At 54.2% G+C, this 19,574-nt stretch carries 20 protein-coding genes and 1 other RNA gene; 19 read left to right on the forward strand and 2 right to left on the reverse strand.

Annotated features, from left to right (window positions below):
* Positions 1-29: 29 nt before the first annotated feature.
* The 16 genes from PV433_RS22740 (at position 30) to rnpB (ending at position 15,079) form a co-directional block, all read left to right on the forward strand.
* Positions 30-1,001 carry a PhoH family protein gene (locus PV433_RS22740; RefSeq protein WP_332074327.1) on the forward strand — a complete coding sequence of 324 codons (972 nt, stop codon included), beginning with the start codon at positions 30-32 and terminating at the stop codon, positions 999-1,001.
* Between the two features lie 42 nt (positions 1,002-1,043).
* Positions 1,044-3,290 (forward strand): HD family phosphohydrolase, encoded by a 2,247-nt coding sequence (locus tag PV433_RS22745; RefSeq protein WP_317891162.1) that lies wholly within the window; start codon positions 1,044-1,046, stop codon positions 3,288-3,290.
* A 14-nt stretch (positions 3,291-3,304) separates the two neighbouring features.
* Positions 3,305-3,856, forward strand: coding sequence for an rRNA maturation RNase YbeY (ybeY, locus tag PV433_RS22750; RefSeq protein ID WP_332074328.1), 552 nt, complete (start codon positions 3,305-3,307; stop codon positions 3,854-3,856).
* Complete coding sequence (locus PV433_RS22755; RefSeq protein ID WP_332074329.1) at positions 3,853-4,554, forward strand: diacylglycerol kinase family protein; 702 nt, start codon at positions 3,853-3,855, stop codon at positions 4,552-4,554. Before ybeY ends, PV433_RS22755 begins: the two co-directional genes overlap by 4 nt.
* An 18-nt stretch (positions 4,555-4,572) precedes the next feature.
* Entirely contained in the window at positions 4,573-4,995 is a 423-nt protein-coding gene (gene cdd, locus PV433_RS22760) for a cytidine deaminase (RefSeq protein WP_442951562.1), read from the forward strand.
* 146 nt (positions 4,996-5,141) lie between these two features.
* A complete protein-coding gene (gene era / locus PV433_RS22765) occupies positions 5,142-6,038 on the forward strand; it encodes a GTPase Era (RefSeq protein WP_332074330.1) in 897 nt (298 codons plus the stop codon).
* A 96-nt stretch (positions 6,039-6,134) separates the two neighbouring features.
* Positions 6,135-6,278 carry a YqzL family protein gene (locus tag PV433_RS22770; RefSeq protein ID WP_190926045.1) on the forward strand — a complete coding sequence of 48 codons (144 nt, stop codon included), beginning with the start codon at positions 6,135-6,137 and terminating at the stop codon, positions 6,276-6,278.
* 59 nt (positions 6,279-6,337) lie between these two features.
* Positions 6,338-7,084 carry a DNA repair protein RecO gene (gene recO, locus PV433_RS22775; protein ID WP_332074360.1) on the forward strand — a complete coding sequence of 249 codons (747 nt, stop codon included), beginning with the start codon at positions 6,338-6,340 and terminating at the stop codon, positions 7,082-7,084.
* Positions 7,085-7,199: 115 nt separating this feature from the next.
* A complete protein-coding gene (locus PV433_RS22780) occupies positions 7,200-8,012 on the forward strand; it encodes a pyruvate, water dikinase regulatory protein (protein ID WP_332074331.1) in 813 nt (270 codons plus the stop codon).
* A gap of 99 nt (positions 8,013-8,111) precedes the next feature.
* Entirely contained in the window at positions 8,112-8,573 is a 462-nt protein-coding gene (locus tag PV433_RS22785) for a YaiI/YqxD family protein (RefSeq protein WP_190926492.1), read from the forward strand.
* A 38-nt stretch (positions 8,574-8,611) separates the two neighbouring features.
* The gene (gene dnaG / locus PV433_RS22790) at positions 8,612-10,450 is read left to right on the forward strand and encodes a DNA primase (protein WP_332074332.1); all 1,839 of its coding nucleotides are present in this window, start codon (positions 8,612-8,614) and stop codon (positions 10,448-10,450) included.
* A gap of 60 nt (positions 10,451-10,510) precedes the next feature.
* Positions 10,511-11,626 carry an RNA polymerase sigma factor RpoD gene (rpoD, locus tag PV433_RS22795; protein ID WP_190926053.1) on the forward strand — a complete coding sequence of 372 codons (1,116 nt, stop codon included), beginning with the start codon at positions 10,511-10,513 and terminating at the stop codon, positions 11,624-11,626.
* Between the two features lie 239 nt (positions 11,627-11,865).
* Complete coding sequence (locus PV433_RS22800; protein ID WP_332074333.1) at positions 11,866-12,690, forward strand: hypothetical protein; 825 nt, start codon at positions 11,866-11,868, stop codon at positions 12,688-12,690.
* A 1-nt stretch (position 12,691) separates the two neighbouring features.
* Positions 12,692-13,453: a tRNA (adenine(22)-N(1))-methyltransferase gene (locus tag PV433_RS22805; RefSeq protein ID WP_332074334.1), complete on the forward strand. Its 762-nt coding sequence runs from the start codon at positions 12,692-12,694 to the stop codon at positions 13,451-13,453.
* The gene (locus tag PV433_RS22810; RefSeq protein ID WP_332074335.1) at positions 13,429-14,544 is read left to right on the forward strand and encodes a Nif3-like dinuclear metal center hexameric protein; all 1,116 of its coding nucleotides are present in this window, start codon (positions 13,429-13,431) and stop codon (positions 14,542-14,544) included. The genes PV433_RS22805 and PV433_RS22810 overlap by 25 nt, the downstream gene beginning before the upstream one ends.
* A 123-nt stretch (positions 14,545-14,667) precedes the next feature.
* Positions 14,668-15,079, forward strand: an RNA gene (gene rnpB / locus PV433_RS22815) — RNase P RNA component class A.
* A gap of 222 nt (positions 15,080-15,301) precedes the next feature.
* Here the strand turns inward: rnpB and PV433_RS22820 are convergent.
* Positions 15,302-17,125 (reverse strand): S8 family peptidase, encoded by a 1,824-nt coding sequence (locus tag PV433_RS22820; RefSeq protein ID WP_332074336.1) that lies wholly within the window; start codon positions 17,123-17,125, stop codon positions 15,302-15,304.
* Positions 17,126-17,366: 241 nt separating this feature from the next.
* Here PV433_RS22820 and PV433_RS22825 point away from each other — a divergent pair, with 241 nt between their 5' ends.
* From PV433_RS22825 to PV433_RS22835, 3 genes are all read left to right on the forward strand, one after another.
* The gene (locus PV433_RS22825) at positions 17,367-17,867 is read left to right on the forward strand and encodes a YpuI family protein (protein WP_190926063.1); all 501 of its coding nucleotides are present in this window, start codon (positions 17,367-17,369) and stop codon (positions 17,865-17,867) included.
* A 456-nt stretch (positions 17,868-18,323) separates the two neighbouring features.
* Positions 18,324-18,539, forward strand: a complete 216-nt coding sequence (locus PV433_RS22830) for a DUF1540 domain-containing protein (RefSeq protein WP_332074337.1) — start codon at positions 18,324-18,326, stop codon at positions 18,537-18,539.
* Positions 18,540-18,577: 38 nt separating this feature from the next.
* A complete protein-coding gene (locus PV433_RS22835) occupies positions 18,578-19,006 on the forward strand; it encodes a hypothetical protein (RefSeq protein WP_332074338.1) in 429 nt (142 codons plus the stop codon).
* Between the two features lie 205 nt (positions 19,007-19,211).
* On the opposite strand, the gene PV433_RS22840 is transcribed toward PV433_RS22835, so the two are convergent.
* The gene (locus tag PV433_RS22840) at positions 19,212-19,403 is read right to left on the reverse strand and encodes a hypothetical protein (RefSeq protein WP_332074339.1); all 192 of its coding nucleotides are present in this window, start codon (positions 19,401-19,403) and stop codon (positions 19,212-19,214) included.
* Between the last annotated feature and the right edge of the window lie 171 nt (positions 19,404-19,574).

The raw sequence follows: 19,574 nt of genomic DNA on the forward strand, positions 1-19,574 counted from the left end.
ACTACGACGACAAAGGGACTGAGGCTTTTTTGAATCAAGCGACACATTTGAAAATCACACTCAATAATGCAGCGGAAGGGCTTGCATTGCTGGGACCGCAGGACAAGTTCATCCAACTGATCGAACGTGAAACGGAAGCGAAAATCAATACCCGCGAAGCGGAGCTCGTCATCCAGGGGGCGCCAGCCGAACTGAAGTGGCTGGAGCAGCTGTTCGACGTGCTGCTTCAATTAATCCGCAACAATTATCCGCTTACCGAGAGGGACATTCTGTACGCAATCGAGCTCGCCAAAGAGTTGAAAGCCGACCAGCTGCTCGATCTGTTCAAAGGGGAAATTGCTTCGACCTACCGCGGCAAGCCGATCCGGGTCAAGACGATCGGCCAGCGCCACTACGTCTCGACGATCCGCAAGCGGGACATCGTGTTCGGCATCGGACCTGCAGGTACGGGCAAGACGTATTTGGCCGTCGTGCTCGCCGTCGTCGCGCTGAAGGAAGCTCAGGTCAAGCGGATCGTGCTGACCCGCCCGGCGGTGGAAGCGGGAGAGAGCCTCGGCTTTTTGCCTGGAGACCTCCAGGAAAAGGTTGACCCCTATTTACGACCGTTGTATGATGCACTTAACGACGTGCTAGGACCCGAGCAGGTGGCCAAGTCACTGGAGCGCGGGCTGATCGAGATCGCGCCGCTCGCCTATATGCGCGGGAGAACTCTTGACGATTCATTCATCATTTTGGATGAGGCGCAGAACACGACGCCGGAGCAGATGAAGATGTTTTTGACCCGCCTCGGATTCGGTTCTAAAATGGTGATCACCGGCGACAAGACGCAGATCGATTTGCCGAGAGGCAAAAATTCCGGCCTTGTCGAGGCGGAACGTATCCTGAAGTCGATCGAAGAGATCGGAATCGTCTATTTCGCCGACCAGGACGTAGTCCGCCATTCGCTCGTACAGAAAATTATCGTCGCGTATCAGCAGGAAGATATGAACATAAAGGGCTGACCCTGATTTTAGTCCTGACCATAAAGAAAGGACTGAACGAGAGTGGTTCAAAACCAGCGGAATTCCAACGACGGACAACCATCGATCCGGCCGGGCGGCTGGAAGACCAGCTTCGGGATCCGTCTTCTGCTGTTCGTATTGCTGGGATTGTTGTTTTACATAGCGGTTGATTCAAGAGTGATCCCGCAGACGTTTAATGTCCAGCTTGGAGCAGTCAGCGAGAAGACGATCTACGCCACGGAACAGTACCAGAACGCAATCGAAACCGAAAAGGTCAAGGAAGAAGCAGCAAGACGGGTGCAGCCCGTCTATTCCATTTTGTCGATGAAAAACGAACAGCTGGTCGAGGCGATCATCGCCAAGCTGCGGCAAATCAACGCCGACGATCAGTTGGCGGCGGCAGACAAGGTGAATGTGTTCCGTTCGGTGTTTCCGACGATGTACAACGACCATGCCGAGATGCTGTACGGCTCGATCAAGTCCAGCGACCCGGCCAACGAACCGCTGCTTAACGAAGTGAAGGCCGCGCTGCGCGACCAGCAGTACCGGATTCCCGAGGAAGTGTACTTCAAGCTGCCAAGGTTGTCCAAGGAAGATCTCGACGCGATGGAGCCGGTAGCGATCGATGTAGTCGGCAGACTGATGAGCGACCAGCTGCTCAACGCGCAGACGGCGCGCGCCCGGGTCGCGGAACTGGTCAACACGTCTACGCTTACCAAAAATACGACCCGCGAGATGGTTCAGGAAATCGCCAGATTCGTCATCACGCCGAACAAATTCGCCAACCAGAAGGGGACTGAAGAAGAACGGGCGAAGGCGCGGGAAAATACGAAGCCGGTCTACATCAACAAGGGCGACGTGCTGATTCACAAAGGCGAGCTGGTGACGGAGGAAACGTACGAGCGGCTGAAAGCGATGGATCTGCTTAAGGAAAAGGTCAGCTATTTGCCTCAGCTGGGGCTGATTGTGCTGAGCGGGCTGCTCGTGCTGTCCTTGTTCATGTTTATCCGCCAAAGCGAACAGCCGATCCGGACAGGCAATGTCCAACTGCTGATGCTCGTCCTTATTTATGTCTTGAACGTAGCCGGGATGAAGATTGTCGCGCTCGGGCAAAACCTCGAATATTCGAATATCGGTTATTTGGCGCCGGTCGCTTTGGGCGCCATGCTGATCACGATTTTGATCGGGATGCCGATCGCTTTGATTTCATCGGTCATTTTCGCTATCCTGGCGAGCATTATATACAACCAGGGAAGCGTATCGCTGTTCGATTTCCGATACGGGCTGCCGGCGCTGGTCGTATGTCTGACTTCGATTTTTGCGATCCAGCGGGCACATCAGCGGGCGTCGATACTCAAGGCAGGCATTATGGTGTCGCTGTTCGGATCGATCACGATCGTGGCACTTATTTTTCTCGATAATATTTATTCGCGCACCGAGATTATACTGGCCTTTGCTTTCTCCGTTTCGTCCGGGCTGCTGACGGCGGTGCTTGTCATCGGACTGATGCCGTTCTTCGAGGTGGCGTTCGGCATCTTGTCGCCGCTCAAGCTCGTCGAGCTGTCGAACCCGAATCATCCGCTGCTGCGCAAGCTGCTGACGGAGACGCCGGGCACGTACCACCACAGCGTGATGGTCGGCAATCTGTCGGAGGCGGCGGCCGAGTCGGTCGGAGCGAACGGTTTGCTTTGCCGGGTAGGCTCGTATTACCATGATATAGGCAAAACGAAAAGACCCAGCTATTTTATCGAAAACCAGACGAACATTGAAAACCCTCACGATTCTATCGAGCCTTCCTTGAGTAAATCGATCATCGTCGCTCACGCCCGCGACGGAGTCGAGATGCTGAAGGAGCATAACATGCCGAAGCCGATCCGCGACATTGCCGAGCAGCATCACGGAACGACACTGCTGAAGTTTTTTTACTTCAAGGCCAAGAAGCTGCAGCAGGAAGGCGAAGAGCCGATTCCCGAGGAGGAATACCGCTACCCGGGTCCGAAGGCGCAGTCAAAGGAAGCGGCGATCATCGGCATCGCCGACGGCGTGGAAGCGGCCGTACGGTCGTTGCGCAATCCTTCGATCGAACAGATCGATACGATGGTACGTAAAATTATAAAGGAACGTCTGGACGACGGCCAATTCAACGAGTGCGACTTGACGCTCAAAGATTTGGAGACGATCGCGAAGACGTTGAACGAAACGCTGCTGGGCATCTTCCACTCCCGGATCGAATATCCGGCGGACACCCCGGCGGCAAGCACGGATGCCAAGGAAGCGAAACAAGCGTAAGGAGACGGTGACGGATGAGTTTAAGCTTAAACTGGAACAGCGAGCAGGATGCGATACAGATTGGTGAGCCGCTCATCGCCCGGCTGGAGGAACTGCTGAAAATTGCCGCCGAAGCGGAAGGGATCGAGGACGGCGAAGTGGTCGTAAGCTTCGTCGACGACGAGACGATCCGGCAATTGAACCGGGAGTACCGCAATATCGATAAAGCGACCGATGTGTTGTCGTTTTCGATGCTGGAGAGCACCGAAGACGAGCCGGGCATCGTATACGGGACGGATGACGAGGAAGAGGACGACGAGGAGAAAGCCGGCCCGGCCGGCGATGAGATCGGGGACGTTCCGGAAGACGAGTCCTACCCCGATCCGATCGGCGACATCGTGATCTCCGTCCAGAGGGCGATCGCGCAGGCCGAAGAGTACGGACATTCGCTCGAGCGCGAGCTCGGTTTCCTGTTCGTACACGGTTTTCTGCACCTGGTCGGCTACGATCATGAGGACGAGGAATCGGAGCGCGCGATGTTCGGCAAGCAGGAGGCGGTTTTGCAAAAAGCCGGGCTGCATAGATGAGAGACGTCAAGAAGTTCCGCAGGAGCTTCCGGTACGCTTACGAAGGGCTGAGGTACGCCTTAGCTTCCCAGCAGAACATGCAGTTTCATTTTTCAGCGGCGATTATAACGCTCATTCTGGCGATCGTATTCAAGCTTCCGAAGACGGAAATCTTATTCGTGTTGTTGTCGGTTACGCTCGTGATCGTTTGCGAGCTTATCAATACCGCAGTGGAGAAGGCGGTCGATCTGGCGATGCCGGACCGCCATCCGCTGGCGAAAATCGCTAAAGACGTAGCTGCGGCCGCCGTTCTCGTATCGGCGGTTTTTGCCGCTATAGTCGGTATGGTTGTATTCTACGAACCGATCGAGAGATTGATCCGGGAGGCTGGCACCGCTAAGAGCGGCCTTACGCCGGGACTGATCTGGACGCTGGTCGCATTGGTTGCGATGACGGTCATCGTCGCCCAGACGCGGTTTTCCAATCAGCGGATTCCGCTCCGGCCGAGCTTGTTGACCGCCGTATCGTTTGCGATCGCCACATGGATCGCTTTATTGACAGCGAATACTTTAGTCGCCTTGCTGGGCTACAGCTTGTCGATCCAGCTTATGTTCGTCCTGTACGACAAGCGGAGCCGGCAGCTGCCGCAATTGGCGGCCGGAGCCCTCATCGGGTCAGTCATGACCGCCCTTGCCTTTTACTTGATCAATTATATGTGAGGAAGAAGGGAGCCGCCTATGAGCAGCAACGGGATCGAAGAGCAGCAGCTTATCCGCCACGCGCTAGCCGCCCGCGAGCGCGCCTATGCGCCCTATTCCGCTTTTCGCGTCGGCAGCGCTTTGCTGGACAGACAGGGTGGCATTCATTACGGCTGTAATGTGGAAAATGCGGCTTACGGCCCGACGAATTGCGCGGAGCGGACAGCGCTCTTCCGGGCGATCGCCGACGGTCACCAGCCCGGTACGTTCGCTGCGATCGCGATTGCCGGCGATACGGAAGGGCCGATCTCGCCTTGCGGCGTTTGCCGCCAGGTACTGCTGGAGCTGTGCGCTCCGGACATGCCGGTTATTATGGCCAACCTGAAGGGCGACATCGCCCGCATGACCGTCTCCGGGCTGCTCCCGGGCGCTTTTGGTCCCAAAGATTTGACCGGGAAATGACGGCTGCCCAATTGCCGGTTTAGAAACATCGGGATTCAGGCAAGTCGGATTCGGTTATTCTAGAGAAAATGGCTCCTGTTCGATATTAGGCAAGATCCAACGTGTTAAGTGATTAGGGGGGCGTCCCCAACCAACTGGAGGAAACTATGAAGGACCAACATAAATCGGGCTTTGTTGCCATTATCGGCCGACCGAACGTCGGCAAGTCGACCTTGCTGAATCAGGTGATCGGCCAAAAAATCGCCATCATGTCCGACAAAGCCCAGACGACGAGAAATAAGATTCAGGGCGTGTACACGACGGAAGGGATGCAAATCGTCTTCCTTGATACGCCGGGCATTCACAAACCGAAGTCCAAACTCGGCAGCTATATGATGAAGGTAGCGGAAAATACGCTGGATGAGGTCGATGCCGTATTATTCCTTGTCGACGTCGTAGACGGTCTCGGAGGCGGCGACCGTTTCATTATCGAACGGCTCAAAAACGTGCAGACTCCGGTATTCCTCGTGCTGAACAAAATCGATCAGGTTCATCCGGAAGCGCTGCTTCCGATCATTACCGCTTACAAGGATCTATATCCGTTTGCCGAGATCGTCCCGATCTCCGCGCTGAATGGCAACAATGTGAATACGCTGCTGGAGCAGATCGGCAAATATTTGCAGCCCGGACCGCAGTATTATCCTTCGGATCAAGTGACGGATTACCCCGAGCAGTTCATCTGCGCCGAGCTGATTCGCGAGAAAATTCTTCACCTGACGCGGGAAGAAATCCCGCACTCGATCGCGGTTGCCATCGAAAATATGAAGGTGGAAGACAACGGGATCGTGTCGATCGGCGCGGTGATCTATGTGGAGCGCGATTCGCAGAAAGGGATCGTGATCGGCAAGCAAGGGGCGCTGCTGAAAGAAATCGGCAAGCAGGCGAGACGGGATATCGAAGCGCTTCTCGGCTCCAAAATTTTTCTGGAGATGTGGGTAAAGGTCAAAAAAGACTGGCGCAACCGCGAGCATGTGCTTAAAGATTTGGGCTTCCGTCACGACTGAGGCAATAGGCTATTTTTACATTGGATACTCGATACGCTGACCGCTCATCCTATGACAGAACAAGCAGAATATTTCCTCTGTGAAAGGATGGGCCGCATGCGTGACTTTTCGTGGAAGTATTTTACGATGACCGGAGACGTTGAGTCGTATCTGCTGTATAAGGAGTTTGATTATCAGACATCTGTCCGCCCCGAGGAGGAGGAAGATATCGTTTCGGACGACGCTGACGAGTTAAATTAACCGGGACGAGTGATAGAGGAAAGAGCAAGTTCGATCTCTCATGGGAAGAGGGAATGGTTGTGCTGGTTCGGGTCGAGGGCATCGTAATTCGCAGCGTCGATTACGGGGAAGGCAACAAAATTTTATCGATTTTCTCGAAAGAAGCAGGGAAGCTTAGTGTGATGGCGCGTGGCGCCAAAAAGCTGAAAAGCCGCCATACGGCCATCGCACAGCCCTTTACATACGGCGAATTTGTCATTTACAAAGCAGGACAGATGGGCACGCTGAACAGCGGGGAGATCGGGAACGCTTATCAGGGACTCCGGGAAGACATCCATAAGGCGGCTTACGCTTCTTATCTGATGGAGCTGACGGAACGAACGATGGGGGAAAACGAGCGCAATGCCCCCTTGTTCGACCAACTGAAAGCGGCGCTGGACGCGATCGACGAAGGCAAAGATCCGCAAATCGTCGTGCACATCTACGAATTAAAAATATTGGCGATCGCAGGCTACATGCCGGAGCTTGGCAAATGCGTCTCCTGCGGCTCCACCGACGGCGCCATGTCGCTAAGCATCCCGATGGGAGGAACGTTATGCCCACGCTGCCGGCATAACGACCCCGGTGCCCTTGCCGTAACGGAAGGTATGCTCAAGCTCCTGCGGCTGTTTTTGAACATGGATATCCGGCGGCTCGGCAGAACGGATGTCAAACCCGGGACGAAAAGCCAGCTTAAGCTGTTCATCCGCAAATTTCTGGACGAGCATATCGATGTGAAATGGAAATCGCGCAATTTTATCGACCAGATGGATAAATACGGGCTCTAACGAAGCTGCTTGCTTTCCTCTTCCGAATCTGGTATTATTTCTCGAACCCGTCACCGAGGCTAAGCGTCCCGGGAGTCGGGATTTTTTAACGATCTCATCCATGGGCGGTGAAGCCATGAATCGCAATCATCCGAAACCTATCGTCTATGTCGTCTCCGATTCCGCCGGCGAGACGGCCGAGTCTGTGCTCAAGGCGGCGGCTATCCAGTTTCATCCGAACCATGTGGAAATTCGCAGGGCGCCTTATGTGAACGGCAGGGAGGGCGTCGATTTTGTCGTGGCCGAAGCGGCCAAGGCGCACGGAATCGTCGTGTTCACCCTGGTCGTTCCGGAGCTGCGCGATTATTTGATCGCCCAGGCGCGCAAGCGCAAAGTGATCTCCATCGACCTGCTCGGTCCGATCATCTCGACGCTGGAGAAAGCATTCGATCAGGAGCCGCGGCATCAGCCCGGACTTATTCATCAGCTCGACGAGGATTATTTCAAAAAGGTCGAGGCCGTGGAGTTTGCGGTCAAATACGACGACGGACGCGATGCGACCGGCGTGCTGCTGGCCGATATCGTGCTGGTAGGCGTATCCCGCACGTCTAAGACGCCGCTGTCGATGTATTTGGCGCATCGGGGGCTAAAGGTAGCGAACGTTCCCCTCGTGCCGGAGCTTCAGCCTCCCGAACAGCTGTACACGGTTTCACCCCAGAAAGTAATCGGACTCGTCATCGATCCGGACAAGCTGAATATGATCCGCCGCGAGCGTCTCAAAAGCCTGGGTCTCGCCGACAACGCCCTCTACGCCCAGTTCGAGCGAATCCACAAGGAGCTGGATCATGCCAGAACGGTCATGTCCCGTGTCGGCTGCAAAGTGATCGACGTATCCAACAAAGCGGTGGAGGAAACGGCGGGCATTATCCTAAGCCTGATTCGCGCTTAAGGGCATGTTGAACCAATTTCAACTACGAAAGCAGGATTTTTTGTTTCTTCATCGTATATAATATTACGGTAACAATCGGGAAGGAAATTGGTGGTAGCCATCGCGGTCAAAATTATTGTCGATGCGGACGCATGTCCGGTCAAAAGCGAAATCGCAAGTGCCGCTTCACAGTTCGGCATTCCCGTTATGATGGTCGCTTCCTACGATCACCGGCTGCAGCCGGGGGAAGGCGTCACGATCATTCAGGTGGATCGCTCGGATCAGTCCGTCGATCTGTATATCGCAAACCGGGTATCTGCAGGCGATATTCTCGTCACTCAGGATTTTGGTTTAGCTACGATCGGGCTGGCCAAACGGGCGGTAGTGCTTTCGAACCGCGGGCAGATCTACACGGACCGGACGATCGATTTTTTGCTGGAAAAAAGGCATGAGTCCGCCAAACAGCGGCGGGCCGGCAAATTCGGAAAAGGCCCGAAGCCGTTTACCGAGCTGGATCGACAGTCATTTCTACAAACTTTGACAAAAGTTTTGACCCGTTTGCAGGAGAATGGGACGATTTAGCGAATACGTATACGTGTACTTTGCAAAGGGTGATTAGGATGAGTAGCGGACTTATTCCGGACGACATCATCGAAGCAGTCCTAAAGCACCACGATATCGTCGACGTGATCGGCAAATACGTGCACTTGTCCAAGCATGGCCGTAATATGAAGGGACTCTGCCCGTTTCATTCGGAGAAATCGCCTTCTTTCAATGTCAATCCGGAGAAGCAGATTTACAAATGTTTCGGTTGCGGCGTCGGCGGACATGTGATCCGGTTTATCCAGGAGATCGAAGGATATACGTTCGGCGAAGCGGTTCGGCATTTGGCCGAAGAAGCGAACATTGCTTTCGAATGGGAGCAGCGGACGCCGGAGCAGGCGGAGCGGCAGCAGGAGAAGGAACAGATTATCAAAGGTCATGAATTCGCAGCCAAGCTGTACCATTACTTCATGGGCAATACGGCTGAAGGAAAGCACGCTCTGGACTATTTGCGCTCGAGAGGCTTCACGGATTCGTTGATCGACACGTTCCAGATCGGATACGCTCCGGCCAGATGGGATTTCCTCGCCTCTTATTTGGAAAAACGGGAATTTCCTATGCCTTTAATGGAAAAGGGCGCGCTTGTTGCAGCTAAGTCATCCGGGGGGTATGTCGATAAATTCCGTGATCGTATCATGTTTCCGATCCGCGATGCGAAGGGGCAAGTGATTGCCTTTGCAGGCCGGACGATGGGAAACGAGCAGCCGAAATATTTAAACAGTCCGGAGACGGCGCTGTTCCGCAAAAGTAAAGTGCTGTACAACTTTCATGCGGCACGGGCAGAAATCAAGAGAACGTCACGAATCGTATTGTTCGAAGGGTACGCGGACGTTATTAAAGCGTGGTCGGCCGGCGTTCACAACGCCGTAGGAGGGATGGGTACCGCTCTCACCGAGGATCACGCCTTATTAATGAGGCGTAACGCCGAACAAGTCGTGCTATGCTACGACGGTGATGATGCCGGACAATCGGCGGCTTTCAAAAATCTGGGCATGTTGCTTAAGGCGGGCCTGGATGTAAAGATCGCCATGCTGCCGAACCGGCTGGACCCGGACGATTATATTGAGAAGTATGGACCGGACCGTTTCAGAACGGAGATTGTAGAAGGTGCGGTTCCGCCGGAGAAGTTCAAGCTCCTTCACTTGAGGCGTAACTTCAATCTGCAGGATAATGAAGCGAAGCTTCGGTATGTACGAACCGCGATTCGCGAGGTTATCGCAACCATTGAATCGCCTACGGGGCGGGAGCATTATTTGAAGGAGCTTGCCTCGGAATTCAGCGCTATTTCCTCGTTCGAATCGATGAAGCAGGAGATGCATGAAATCCGCGAACAGCATCAAAAAAAGCAGCGTTATGGGGATAATAACGACATTTCGTGGAATAATGTTAGGAATGACGGGACCGATTCCGCCCCTCTGCCCAAGCTGAGGCCGGCATACGACAAGGCGGAGCGCCACCTGCTGTACGTGATGATGCACGACCGTGACGTAGCGGAGCTCGTTCAGCAGCGGCTGGGAGAGACTTTTAACGAAGAAGCTCATGCAGCGTTGGCTGCTTATTTATATGCCTATTACGCGCAAGGATTCGAACCGGACGCGAGCCGATATATGGCCACGTTGCAGGACGATCGGCTGGAGCGACTGGCCAGTTCGATTCTGATGACGGAGTCCGATCAGGGGATAAATCCCCAAGTTCTCGAAGACTATATGAGACAAATCGATAAGCATCGGCAGCAGCAGGCGATTGAGCGGTTGGAAGAAGAACGGATACGCGTGGAGAAGTCGGGGGATGCAATTGGCGCCGCGCGAATCGCAATAGAGATAATAGCCCTAAAGAATCAACTGAAAGCGATGTAACCAACCAAGCGTGGCGAGAGTTGGAGCCGTTGATCATTTTAGGGAGGAGGGAGCTTGGATATGGCGAACGATCAACATACCGAACTGGAAACGGAACTGACGCTCGAACAAGTCAAAGACCAGCTGATTGAACTAGGCAAAAAGCGGTCTTCTCTGACTTATAAGGATATCATGGAAAAACTGGCTCCGTTCGATCAGGATCCCGAGCAAATGGATGAGTTTTTTGAGCATTTATCCGAGCTCGGCATCGATGTAGGGAACGAAGCGGAAGACGACATGGTGATGGGTCAGGACGAGGAGCATGACGAATTTCATCTGGACGACGATTTGTCGCTTCCTCCCGGCATTAAGATTAATGATCCGGTTCGTATGTACTTGAAAGAAATCGGCCGCGTTCCGCTTCTTTCGGCCGACGACGAGGTTGATCTGGCCAAGCGGATCGAGAAAGGCGACGAGGAAGCGAAGCGCCGGTTGGCGGAAGCGAATCTTCGTCTTGTCGTCAGCATTGCCAAGCGTTATGTCGGACGGGGCATGCTGTTCCTCGATCTGATTCAGGAAGGGAACATGGGCCTGATCAAGGCGGTCGAGAAATTCGATCATACGAAAGGCTACAAGTTCAGCACCTATGCGACATGGTGGATTCGTCAAGCGATTACCCGCGCAATCGCCGACCAGGCGAGAACGATCCGGATTCCGGTCCATATGGTGGAGACGATAAACAAGCTCATTCGTGTATCGAGACAGCTGCTGCAAGAGCTGGGACGAGAGCCGACGCCGGAAGAAATCGCGAAGGAAATGGATCTGAGCACCGAAAAAGTACGGGAAATTATGAAGATCGCTCAGGAGCCGGTATCGCTGGAAACGCCGATCGGGGAAGAGGACGATTCGCATCTGGGGGATTTCATCGAAGATCAGGAGGCGCTTGCGCCGGCTGATGCCGCTGCTTACGAGCTTCTGAAGGAGCAGCTCGAGGACGTGCTGGACACGTTAACCGAGAGGGAAGAGAACGTGCTTCGGCTGCGCTTCGGACTGGATGACGGCCGTACGCGGACGCTGGAGGAAGTAGGCAAAGTATTCGGTGTAACCCGGGAACGAATTCGCCAGATCGAGGCGAAGGCGCTGCGCAAGCTGCGTCATCCGAGCCGGAGCAAGCGGCTGAAAGATTTCTTGGAATAAGCCGTTCGGGCTGTTATTCGCTTTGATGCTAAGGCAGCGCTCAACGACTCTTGACGAATAACCGCCGATGGGGATCGAATAAACGGATACCGGAGACCTTTCTGTCGACAAACAGTGAGGTCTTCCTGACTTTATAGCGGCTATTGCGATCCGATGCGGCGCAGGGTGCTCTCTGAATAAAAGGAATCGAGCAGTGAATCGATAACCATACAGCCGCGTGGGAGGTTGCAGTACCCAAAATGGAACACGACAAACGAACGATTATAGTGCGTGAAATCGAACATTGGCGGAGAAGCAAGCTGCTGCCCGAGCATTACTGCGACTTCCTGCTGAATCTGTACGATGCGAGTCCGGCTGAGCGGGATACCCGGGTTATGGGAATTTCCAAGCAAGCTCTAAAAAACAGCAATTGGAAAAACTGGTTTTTCGGATTCGGTCTTGCGGCGCTTATTGCCTTTATCGTCCTTCATTTTAACTCTTTTCGATTTCCAATGCAAATTGCCGCCGCCGCCATTCTTGTGGCCGGTTGTTATACGGCAGGCATCCTGCAATCGCGAAAATCGCCGCTGGCCGGATACGCCCTGGTCGGCGTCGGATCGCTTATGCTGCTTGGGGCGGGAGTGTATCTGCTTCGCGCGTATGAGATGGACGAAGCGCCGATTATGCTCGCCTACGTGACGTTTTGCAGCTTCGTCTGGATCATCGTCGGGTTATCCGCGAGGCTGGGGTTGTTTCATTATTGCGGGTGGGCGGGTCTGCTGCTCGTATACGCGATGGTGTTGAATGCCAGGGTGGATCTGGATTGGATCGGGGCGCAAGTAAGCTGGCTGCCGCTGTGTGTCGTGTTCGGATGGGTAGGGTGGCTGCTGCACCGGGCGAGCAAATCGACCGGAGCCGTATTGCTTCTTGTTTGCTTCACAATATGGTGGATGCCGGAGCTGCATTTGCTTTTCTCGGGCGAGGCTGATCTGTCGCTGCTCCAGCTCGTATTTCTGGTCAAGCTGATCGTCGCGGGTTCCGTCTTGTTCGGATTACGAAAAAAATGGATAGAGTGGGTTTTCTGACATGGTAAAATTATCGAAACGACTGCAAACGATCGCCTCCTTCGTCCCTCCAGGGAGCGCAGTGGCGGATATCGGATCGGACCACGCGCTGCTGCCGGTGTATCTTGCCGAGCGGGGGCGCGTTTCCTTCGCCGTAGCGGGAGAAATTAACGCAGGACCTTTCGAGGCTGCGGACAAACAGGTCAAGATGGCGGGTTTGTCGAATATCGTTCAAGTCAGGTTGGGCGACGGTCTGGCCGTCGTGGAGCCCGGCGAGGTTGATGTGGTGACGATTGCCGGGATGGGGGGCAGTCTTATCGCGCATATATTGGAGGAAGGGCAGCAGAAACTCGGCTCGGTCCGAAAGCTGATTCTCCAGCCGAACGTCGGAGAAGATCAAGTCCGTCTCTGGCTAATGGCGCATGGCTGGGTATTGGAGAACGAAGTGCTGCTGGAAGAGGACGGCAAGTATTACGAGGTGTTGTGCGCCGTTCGCAGTGCGAACGCGGATCAGGACAATCTTGACTTGTACCGGCCGCGTCCGCTGGATGGCGGAGTGATGCTGGAGACGCCCGAGCTGATCCGGTTTGGGCCGATCTTGAGCACGCGGCCGGATGAATCGTTTTATGACAGATGGTCGTCGGAGATCGAGAAGCTGGACAAAATTATGGACGGCCTGGAGAAGGGCGGCACGGAAGCGGCGCGGAAACGCTGGCAGGAAATGAATGACGAACGTAACCGGATCGAGGAGGTCATCCAATGTTTGCGAAAGGTCAAACCGTAATTCAGCTGGTTGAACGGCTGGCGCCGAAGCATATCGCGATGGAGGGTGACAAAATCGGACTGCAGCTCGGCTCTCTTCGCAAAGAAATTCGCACTGTACTGGTCACGCTGGATGTGACGGAAGAGGTCGTAGAGGAGGCAATCCGGCTTCAGGCGGAGTTGATTGTGGCGCATCATGCGATCATTTTCCGTCCGCTTACTCATTTGCAGACGGATACCCCGGCGGGTAAGCTGTACGAGAAACTGATCAAGCACGATATTGCCGTCTATATTGCCCATACGAATCTGGATGTGGCGGACGGGGGCATTAACGATATGATGGCGGAAGCGCTGGGATTGAAAGTAACCGGCCATCTGGAGGACGTTCATACCGACAAGCTGAAAAAACTGGTTGTGTTCGTACCGGAATCGCATCAAAATGAAGTGCGCGACGCGATGTTCTCCGCCGGGGCGGGCTGGATCGGACATTACAGCCATTGCAGCTTTAATATTCCGGGCACCGGCACGTTTTTGCCGCGGGAAGGTGCGGAACCGTTTATCGGAACGAAGGGCAAGCTGGAGCAAGCGTCCGAGGTGAGAATCGAGACGGTAGTGCCGGAAAGCGTGGAGAAGCAGGTGATCCAGGCGATGTTGAAGGCTCATCCGTACGAAGAAGTCGCTTACGATATCTATACGATGGATCTGAACGGCCGGACGTTCGGTCTGGGACGGGTCGGCCGCCTGGAAGCTCCGGTGACGCTGGACGCTTTCGCCCAGAAGGTCAAGCAGGCTCTGGACGTGCCGTTCGTTCGCGTTGTCGGGGAACCGGACCGGGAGATTAAAAAGGTAGCGGTACTCGGCGGCTCTGGAAGCCGTTATGTCAAACAGGCGTTATTCGCGGGAGCGGATGTGCTCGTTACGGGAGATATCGATTATCATACGGCACAGGACGCCATAGCCGCCGGCATCGCGATTGTCGATCCGGGACACAATGCCGAGAAAATTATGAAGAAACACGTTGCCGAATGGCTGCAAGCCCGGCTGGACGAGCAGAAGGTGTCCACGCGCGCCGTAGCTTCACAGGTCGATACGGAGACGTTTAAGCTGATGTAACGGTGCGTGCAGCCGCCGTCCAACAAGCGCAGTTTCCAGCGGAAGCAGCATTCTCCTGATCTGACAATGAATTCGGGGTTGCAGCGACTGCCGCCGTTCGGTTATACTAGAAAACAGTTTCGGAAAGTTTGACAGACAATCGCCGGTGCGCTAGCGCACGGGAGGAAAGTCCGGGCTCCATAGGGCAGGGTGCTGGATAACGTCCAGTCAGCGCGAGTTGAAGGATAGTGCCACAGAAATGGACCGCCGATGACGCCGCAAGGCGAACAGGCAAGGGTGGAACCGTGGTGTAAGAGACCACGAGGGGATAGGGTGACTTATTCCCTGGTAAACCCCACTTGGAGCAAGACCGAAGAGAACGCAGCGGACGGCTTGCCGATCCGCAGTCCTTGCCCGGGGCGCGTTCGGGTTGGTCGCTGGAGTCCGTCAGCAATGGCGGGCCTAGATAGATGATTGTCACTTCGATGGTGGGAGGGTTGTGGTGCCCGTTACGACCACCGGAAGTACAGAACCCGGCTTACGGCAAGCTTTCCGGCATGCCACACTTGTTTGCTTATCCGTGCATAGCAGTACCGCTAACCGCGGTCGCCATCTGCGAAAGAGGTCTGGAGATTCGTTCTCCTCATAAGCATACGAACAAAGGCGGCCCCTTCCAGGGCCGCCTTTCTGTGTCCAGACTTATCCGGATGACATTCGGGCTTCGCAGGCACATAAGCAGGTACGGAGCGGGCAATAAACCGATACATAGGAGAAACAGTTACTGCTGCTTGTATTTACGGGCAAGCTGCTCCAATTCACGCTCGAATCTTTGCGGCCAGAAGGTGAGCGAATCCCGGTTTTGCGCCGCCTGCGACAAAGCTTTGACGATGTCGATCTGGCCGTAGCCGAAATATTTGTCTTTGCCGCTTGTCCCCAGATCGACGGCCGTCTGGCGCATCAGCTCCATTACTTCGGTATTGGCCAGCTGCGGATTGACCGAGCGGATCAGAGCCGCCAGAGCGGTAACGTGCGGACTGGCCATCGAGGTGCCGGACAGCGCGGCGTAATGGTTGTCCGGATAGGTGCTGGCGATATTAACGCCGGGAGCCGCGACATCGATGTAATCGCCGTAATTGGAGAAAGTCGCTTTCTTTTGATCCGGATCGGTTGCCGCTACCGCGAACACTTCGGGATAAGCAGCCGGGTAACCGGGGCGTTCTGTGTTGTCGTTGCCGCTCGCTGCGATCAGCACGATATCCCGGTCGAAAGCGTAGCGGATCGCATCGTGCAAAAATTGCGAGTCGGCATAGTTGCCGAGACTCATATTAATCACTTTGGCTCCGTGATCGGCTGCCCATATGATGCCCTGAGCAACCGAATAAGTGCTGCCCGCTCCGGTCTCATCGAGCACTTTCACCGGCATAATCCGGTTGAACCAGGAGATGCCGGCGACGCCTTCCCGGTTGTTCACGAGCGCCGAGATGATGCCGGCGACGTGGGTGCCGTGGCCGACATCGTCGCTCGGCTCGCTGTTTTTGCTAACAATGTTAATGCCCGGTACGGTCCGCCCGCTCAAGTCGGGATGCTCCAGATCGACCCCGGTATCGATGACGGCGACGACCACGTCTTCGCTCCCTCTGGACACGTCCCAGCCGGGCACGGTTTCGATGGCTGGCAAGTTCCATTGATACCGGGCGTACAGCAGATCGTTCGGTTCGGTCGTTTCATTGGTCAAATACAAAAAGTGCGGCTCGGCGTAATCGACGTCCCATTTGCGGAAATAATCGATCAGCTGCTTCGCTTCCATGCCCGACGATTCGAATACGTACGTATAACCCATCTTCTCCATCGAGGAGGCGCCGATTTCCGTGCGGATCTGCTTTAATTGCTCCTCGGTGGGCTCCTGACGAAATTTCACCACGATCTGATTGACGTGGTAATGGCTCGTTCCTTCATTATCTTCCGGGTGATCGACCTTGACGTCACGGAGCGTTTTGGAATCGACGGATTCGATCTTCCACCGCTTATCGCTGGGATAAGGTACGAGGCGCAAGTTTTTACGCTGGTGGATCGCCACTTTGTGTAAAATATCTTGATGAATGATGCCGACGAGCGACGATTGACCGTCCTCCGAAGGCTCGCCGATTACGATGTACTGCTGTTCACCTTCGCCGATTTTGGCGGACTGGTAAGGCTGCCCGGAGCGGACGCTGCTGCGCGCTTCCTCGAGCAGCGGCTCGGCCTTGCCTCTCACGGATTCGGGAATATGGCCGGATTCGGCAGCCGTTTCGCCCGCTCCATGCCCGCTCCATGCCACATAATCCATCTGCTCGTGATGGTGGCGCAGGTCGTCCAGAGCGGACTTGACATCGTCCGTCGTTCCGGGTTTTAATTGATGAAGTGCTTGTTTGAAATCCAAGGAACATTGCGCGCGGCACAACTGTTCCGTCATATCGACGTCGCGCCCCAGCATCATTTGCTTCAGCTGCATTTCCTTCTCCGGGGTGGGATTAGCCGGGTCCGGAACTTTGTTGCAGCTCGCCAAGATCAAAGCGAACGCGCAAAGGATACTAAAAGAAGCGGAAGCTGTCTTATTCCACATGTTCGATCGTCCTCCTTGCCTGATAGCGGCGGTAACGGGCGCGTATAACTGACGCGGTCCGAGAGCTGCGGGCTTCTATGCCTTAAGGTGGGGAAGTCGCAACCGAATTATGCATGCGCGTCCTTGGCGGTAATTTGGATGCAGGATTGGCTTACTTTTCAATACGAATTATGATACGATGAATGAAAAGGGCGGGGACATTCCTGCTTAGCAGGTCCGACATTATGAGGAGGTCAACGATATGGCAACGGGCCAAGTGAAAAATTTATGCGAAACGACCCGGACGAAGTTAAAAGAAGTCATCGCCAAGATGGAGCTCTTCTTGAATCATTACAGCTTGCCGCAGCTGCTTACCGAGAACGATCCCGCGATGGACGAATTTTACCGCGGCTATTTGTCGGATACCCGGCATCTGCTCGTATTTTGCGAGGTAGCGTACGAGAAGCTCGGCGTCAGCTTGCGCCGCCCGAACTTCAATGAAGATTTTGCGGAAAGAACGTTGTATGATGTATATCATAATTGCGTAAACGGATTTTATTATCCGAAAAACGAATGTTATTCCGAAGACGGCCGTTATGCCTACACCGGACAGGACGCGATCCGCTTCCGCAAAAAGCCGAGCCGCGAGGCGCGCAACCTGACGATCGAGCTTTCCAAAATTTTCGAAGAAATGCGCGAAGATCTGGCTTATTACGAAACCGATTATATGACTCAGCGCCGGATGCAGGGCGAGCGGGTCTAATAGAAGCGATCGAAGGTGCGGGCCGGAGCCCGCGTCTTTTTTTGTTGGGCAAATTAGAAGTTTGCTGCAGGGGGAAGATTCAAAGTGCCGCTTTGCGGTTCTACGAATTGATGAATTGCTGTATTCAACTTAAGCCGCTCGGGTAATACCTGGCTTTTGCGGAGAAGGGTAACCAGGTATAAAGAGGTATATCGTTTCGGGTGGCAAAGAGTCTTATTGGTTTAGAACGCGCAGACTCCATCTTCATCCCATCTCAAACAAAGTCAAGGACCGTCGGACGTTTTTGTCGACGGTTTTTTTGTTTTCTTTCCATGGAGTTTATCTCCTTCAACGTGGCTGCAAGTACATTTAAAGCGCTTGTTCGTCCTTAAACCCGTTTCCTTTCTATTTTTGTCATAGCTCTCCTCGGATAGGGTCCTCCAAATGCGGGAACATTGTGAATGGAGGTGAGGGTCGATGGCAAAGCCATTGGTGAAATGCAGCGTATCTAATTGTGCTTTTTGGGGCGAAAACAACAACTGCAAAGCCGACGCGATCATGATCGATATCGACAGCCACGCGGGAGCGAAATTCAACGAAGAATTTGCAGGAGAAAGCTTCGATTCCGAGCATCAAGATTCCGCACCAACATCTTCCGCAACATGCTGCCATACGTTTAAGCCCAAATCCTAATTTATTCGATTGGCGGTATCGCCAAGGAGGGCATTTTGATGGGTGATCGTTTTGATGAGCTGGAAAGAGACATGGAGGCAACCAAAAGCAACGAATATTACGAAAAGCCGGATGGCCACTTCGACGAGGAGTATGGCGCCGAGCTGACGCCTCCCGCCGCGCCGCTATTCGTCAACAACCGGGTGCGCGCCGATCAGGGGGACGTGCCGGATCATCCGGAGCCGAACCGCGATCTGCATGCAGAGGAAGGCACAGGCGTGGAAACGGGCGGGGCGACCATCGGCTGGATCGGACTTGTGCTGGCCATCGCTTCGCTGTTCATCTATCCGGCTATACTCGGTACAGGCGGCATCGTTCTCGGCATTATTGCGTATGTTCAGGGAAGCCGTGCGCTTGGCGCTTGGTCGGTCATTATCGGCGGAATTGCATTATTGTCGTTCGTAGTGCTTGTTCCATATTACACGTAGCGGCACGAAAAAACCGTCCCGGCGATCTGCAGCCCGGACGGTTTTTCTTTAAGAATAAGAAGCTCAAGTTTCAGCGAAGCCCAAAAAAATTCCACTTACGCGGTCCTTATCTCGGAAAGAGCTTCGTTTAGTCGTTAGAAGCTTATCAGATACGAAAGTCCAACTTTACTAAAAGCGTTTAGAGGGTGCAGCAAGCTGTGCTTGCTTAATCGTTTGATTTGCGCGTCATTCTGCTGAAGGCTTGGATCGCAGCGATGATGCCGGTTTCGACCAAAGCGGCCAAAAGCGCCAGCATAAACCAGCTTCCATTGCCAAGCGAGTAGTACAGGAGCGCATGAAGCGCGCACAGGATAACGAACGCCCATAACAAGCTGATCCGGTTAATCCACTCCAGCATGATCGTCCCACCTTTATATCCATTCTAAAAACGTTGCATGCAACCATTATGCGCCAAATCCTCGGCCATTATTCGTTCCGGCCGGGCAAGCAGGAAGCGGGGGAAATGAAAGGAAACCGGTAAAATCGGGAGCTGTTTCAAGAACGGACTGTTCGTCCGGCAAAAAACGTT

The organism is Paenibacillus sp. GYB004, assembly GCF_036577605.1.
GTDB classification, from domain to species: Bacteria; Bacillota; Bacilli; order Paenibacillales; family NBRC-103111; genus Paenibacillus_AB; species Paenibacillus_AB oceani.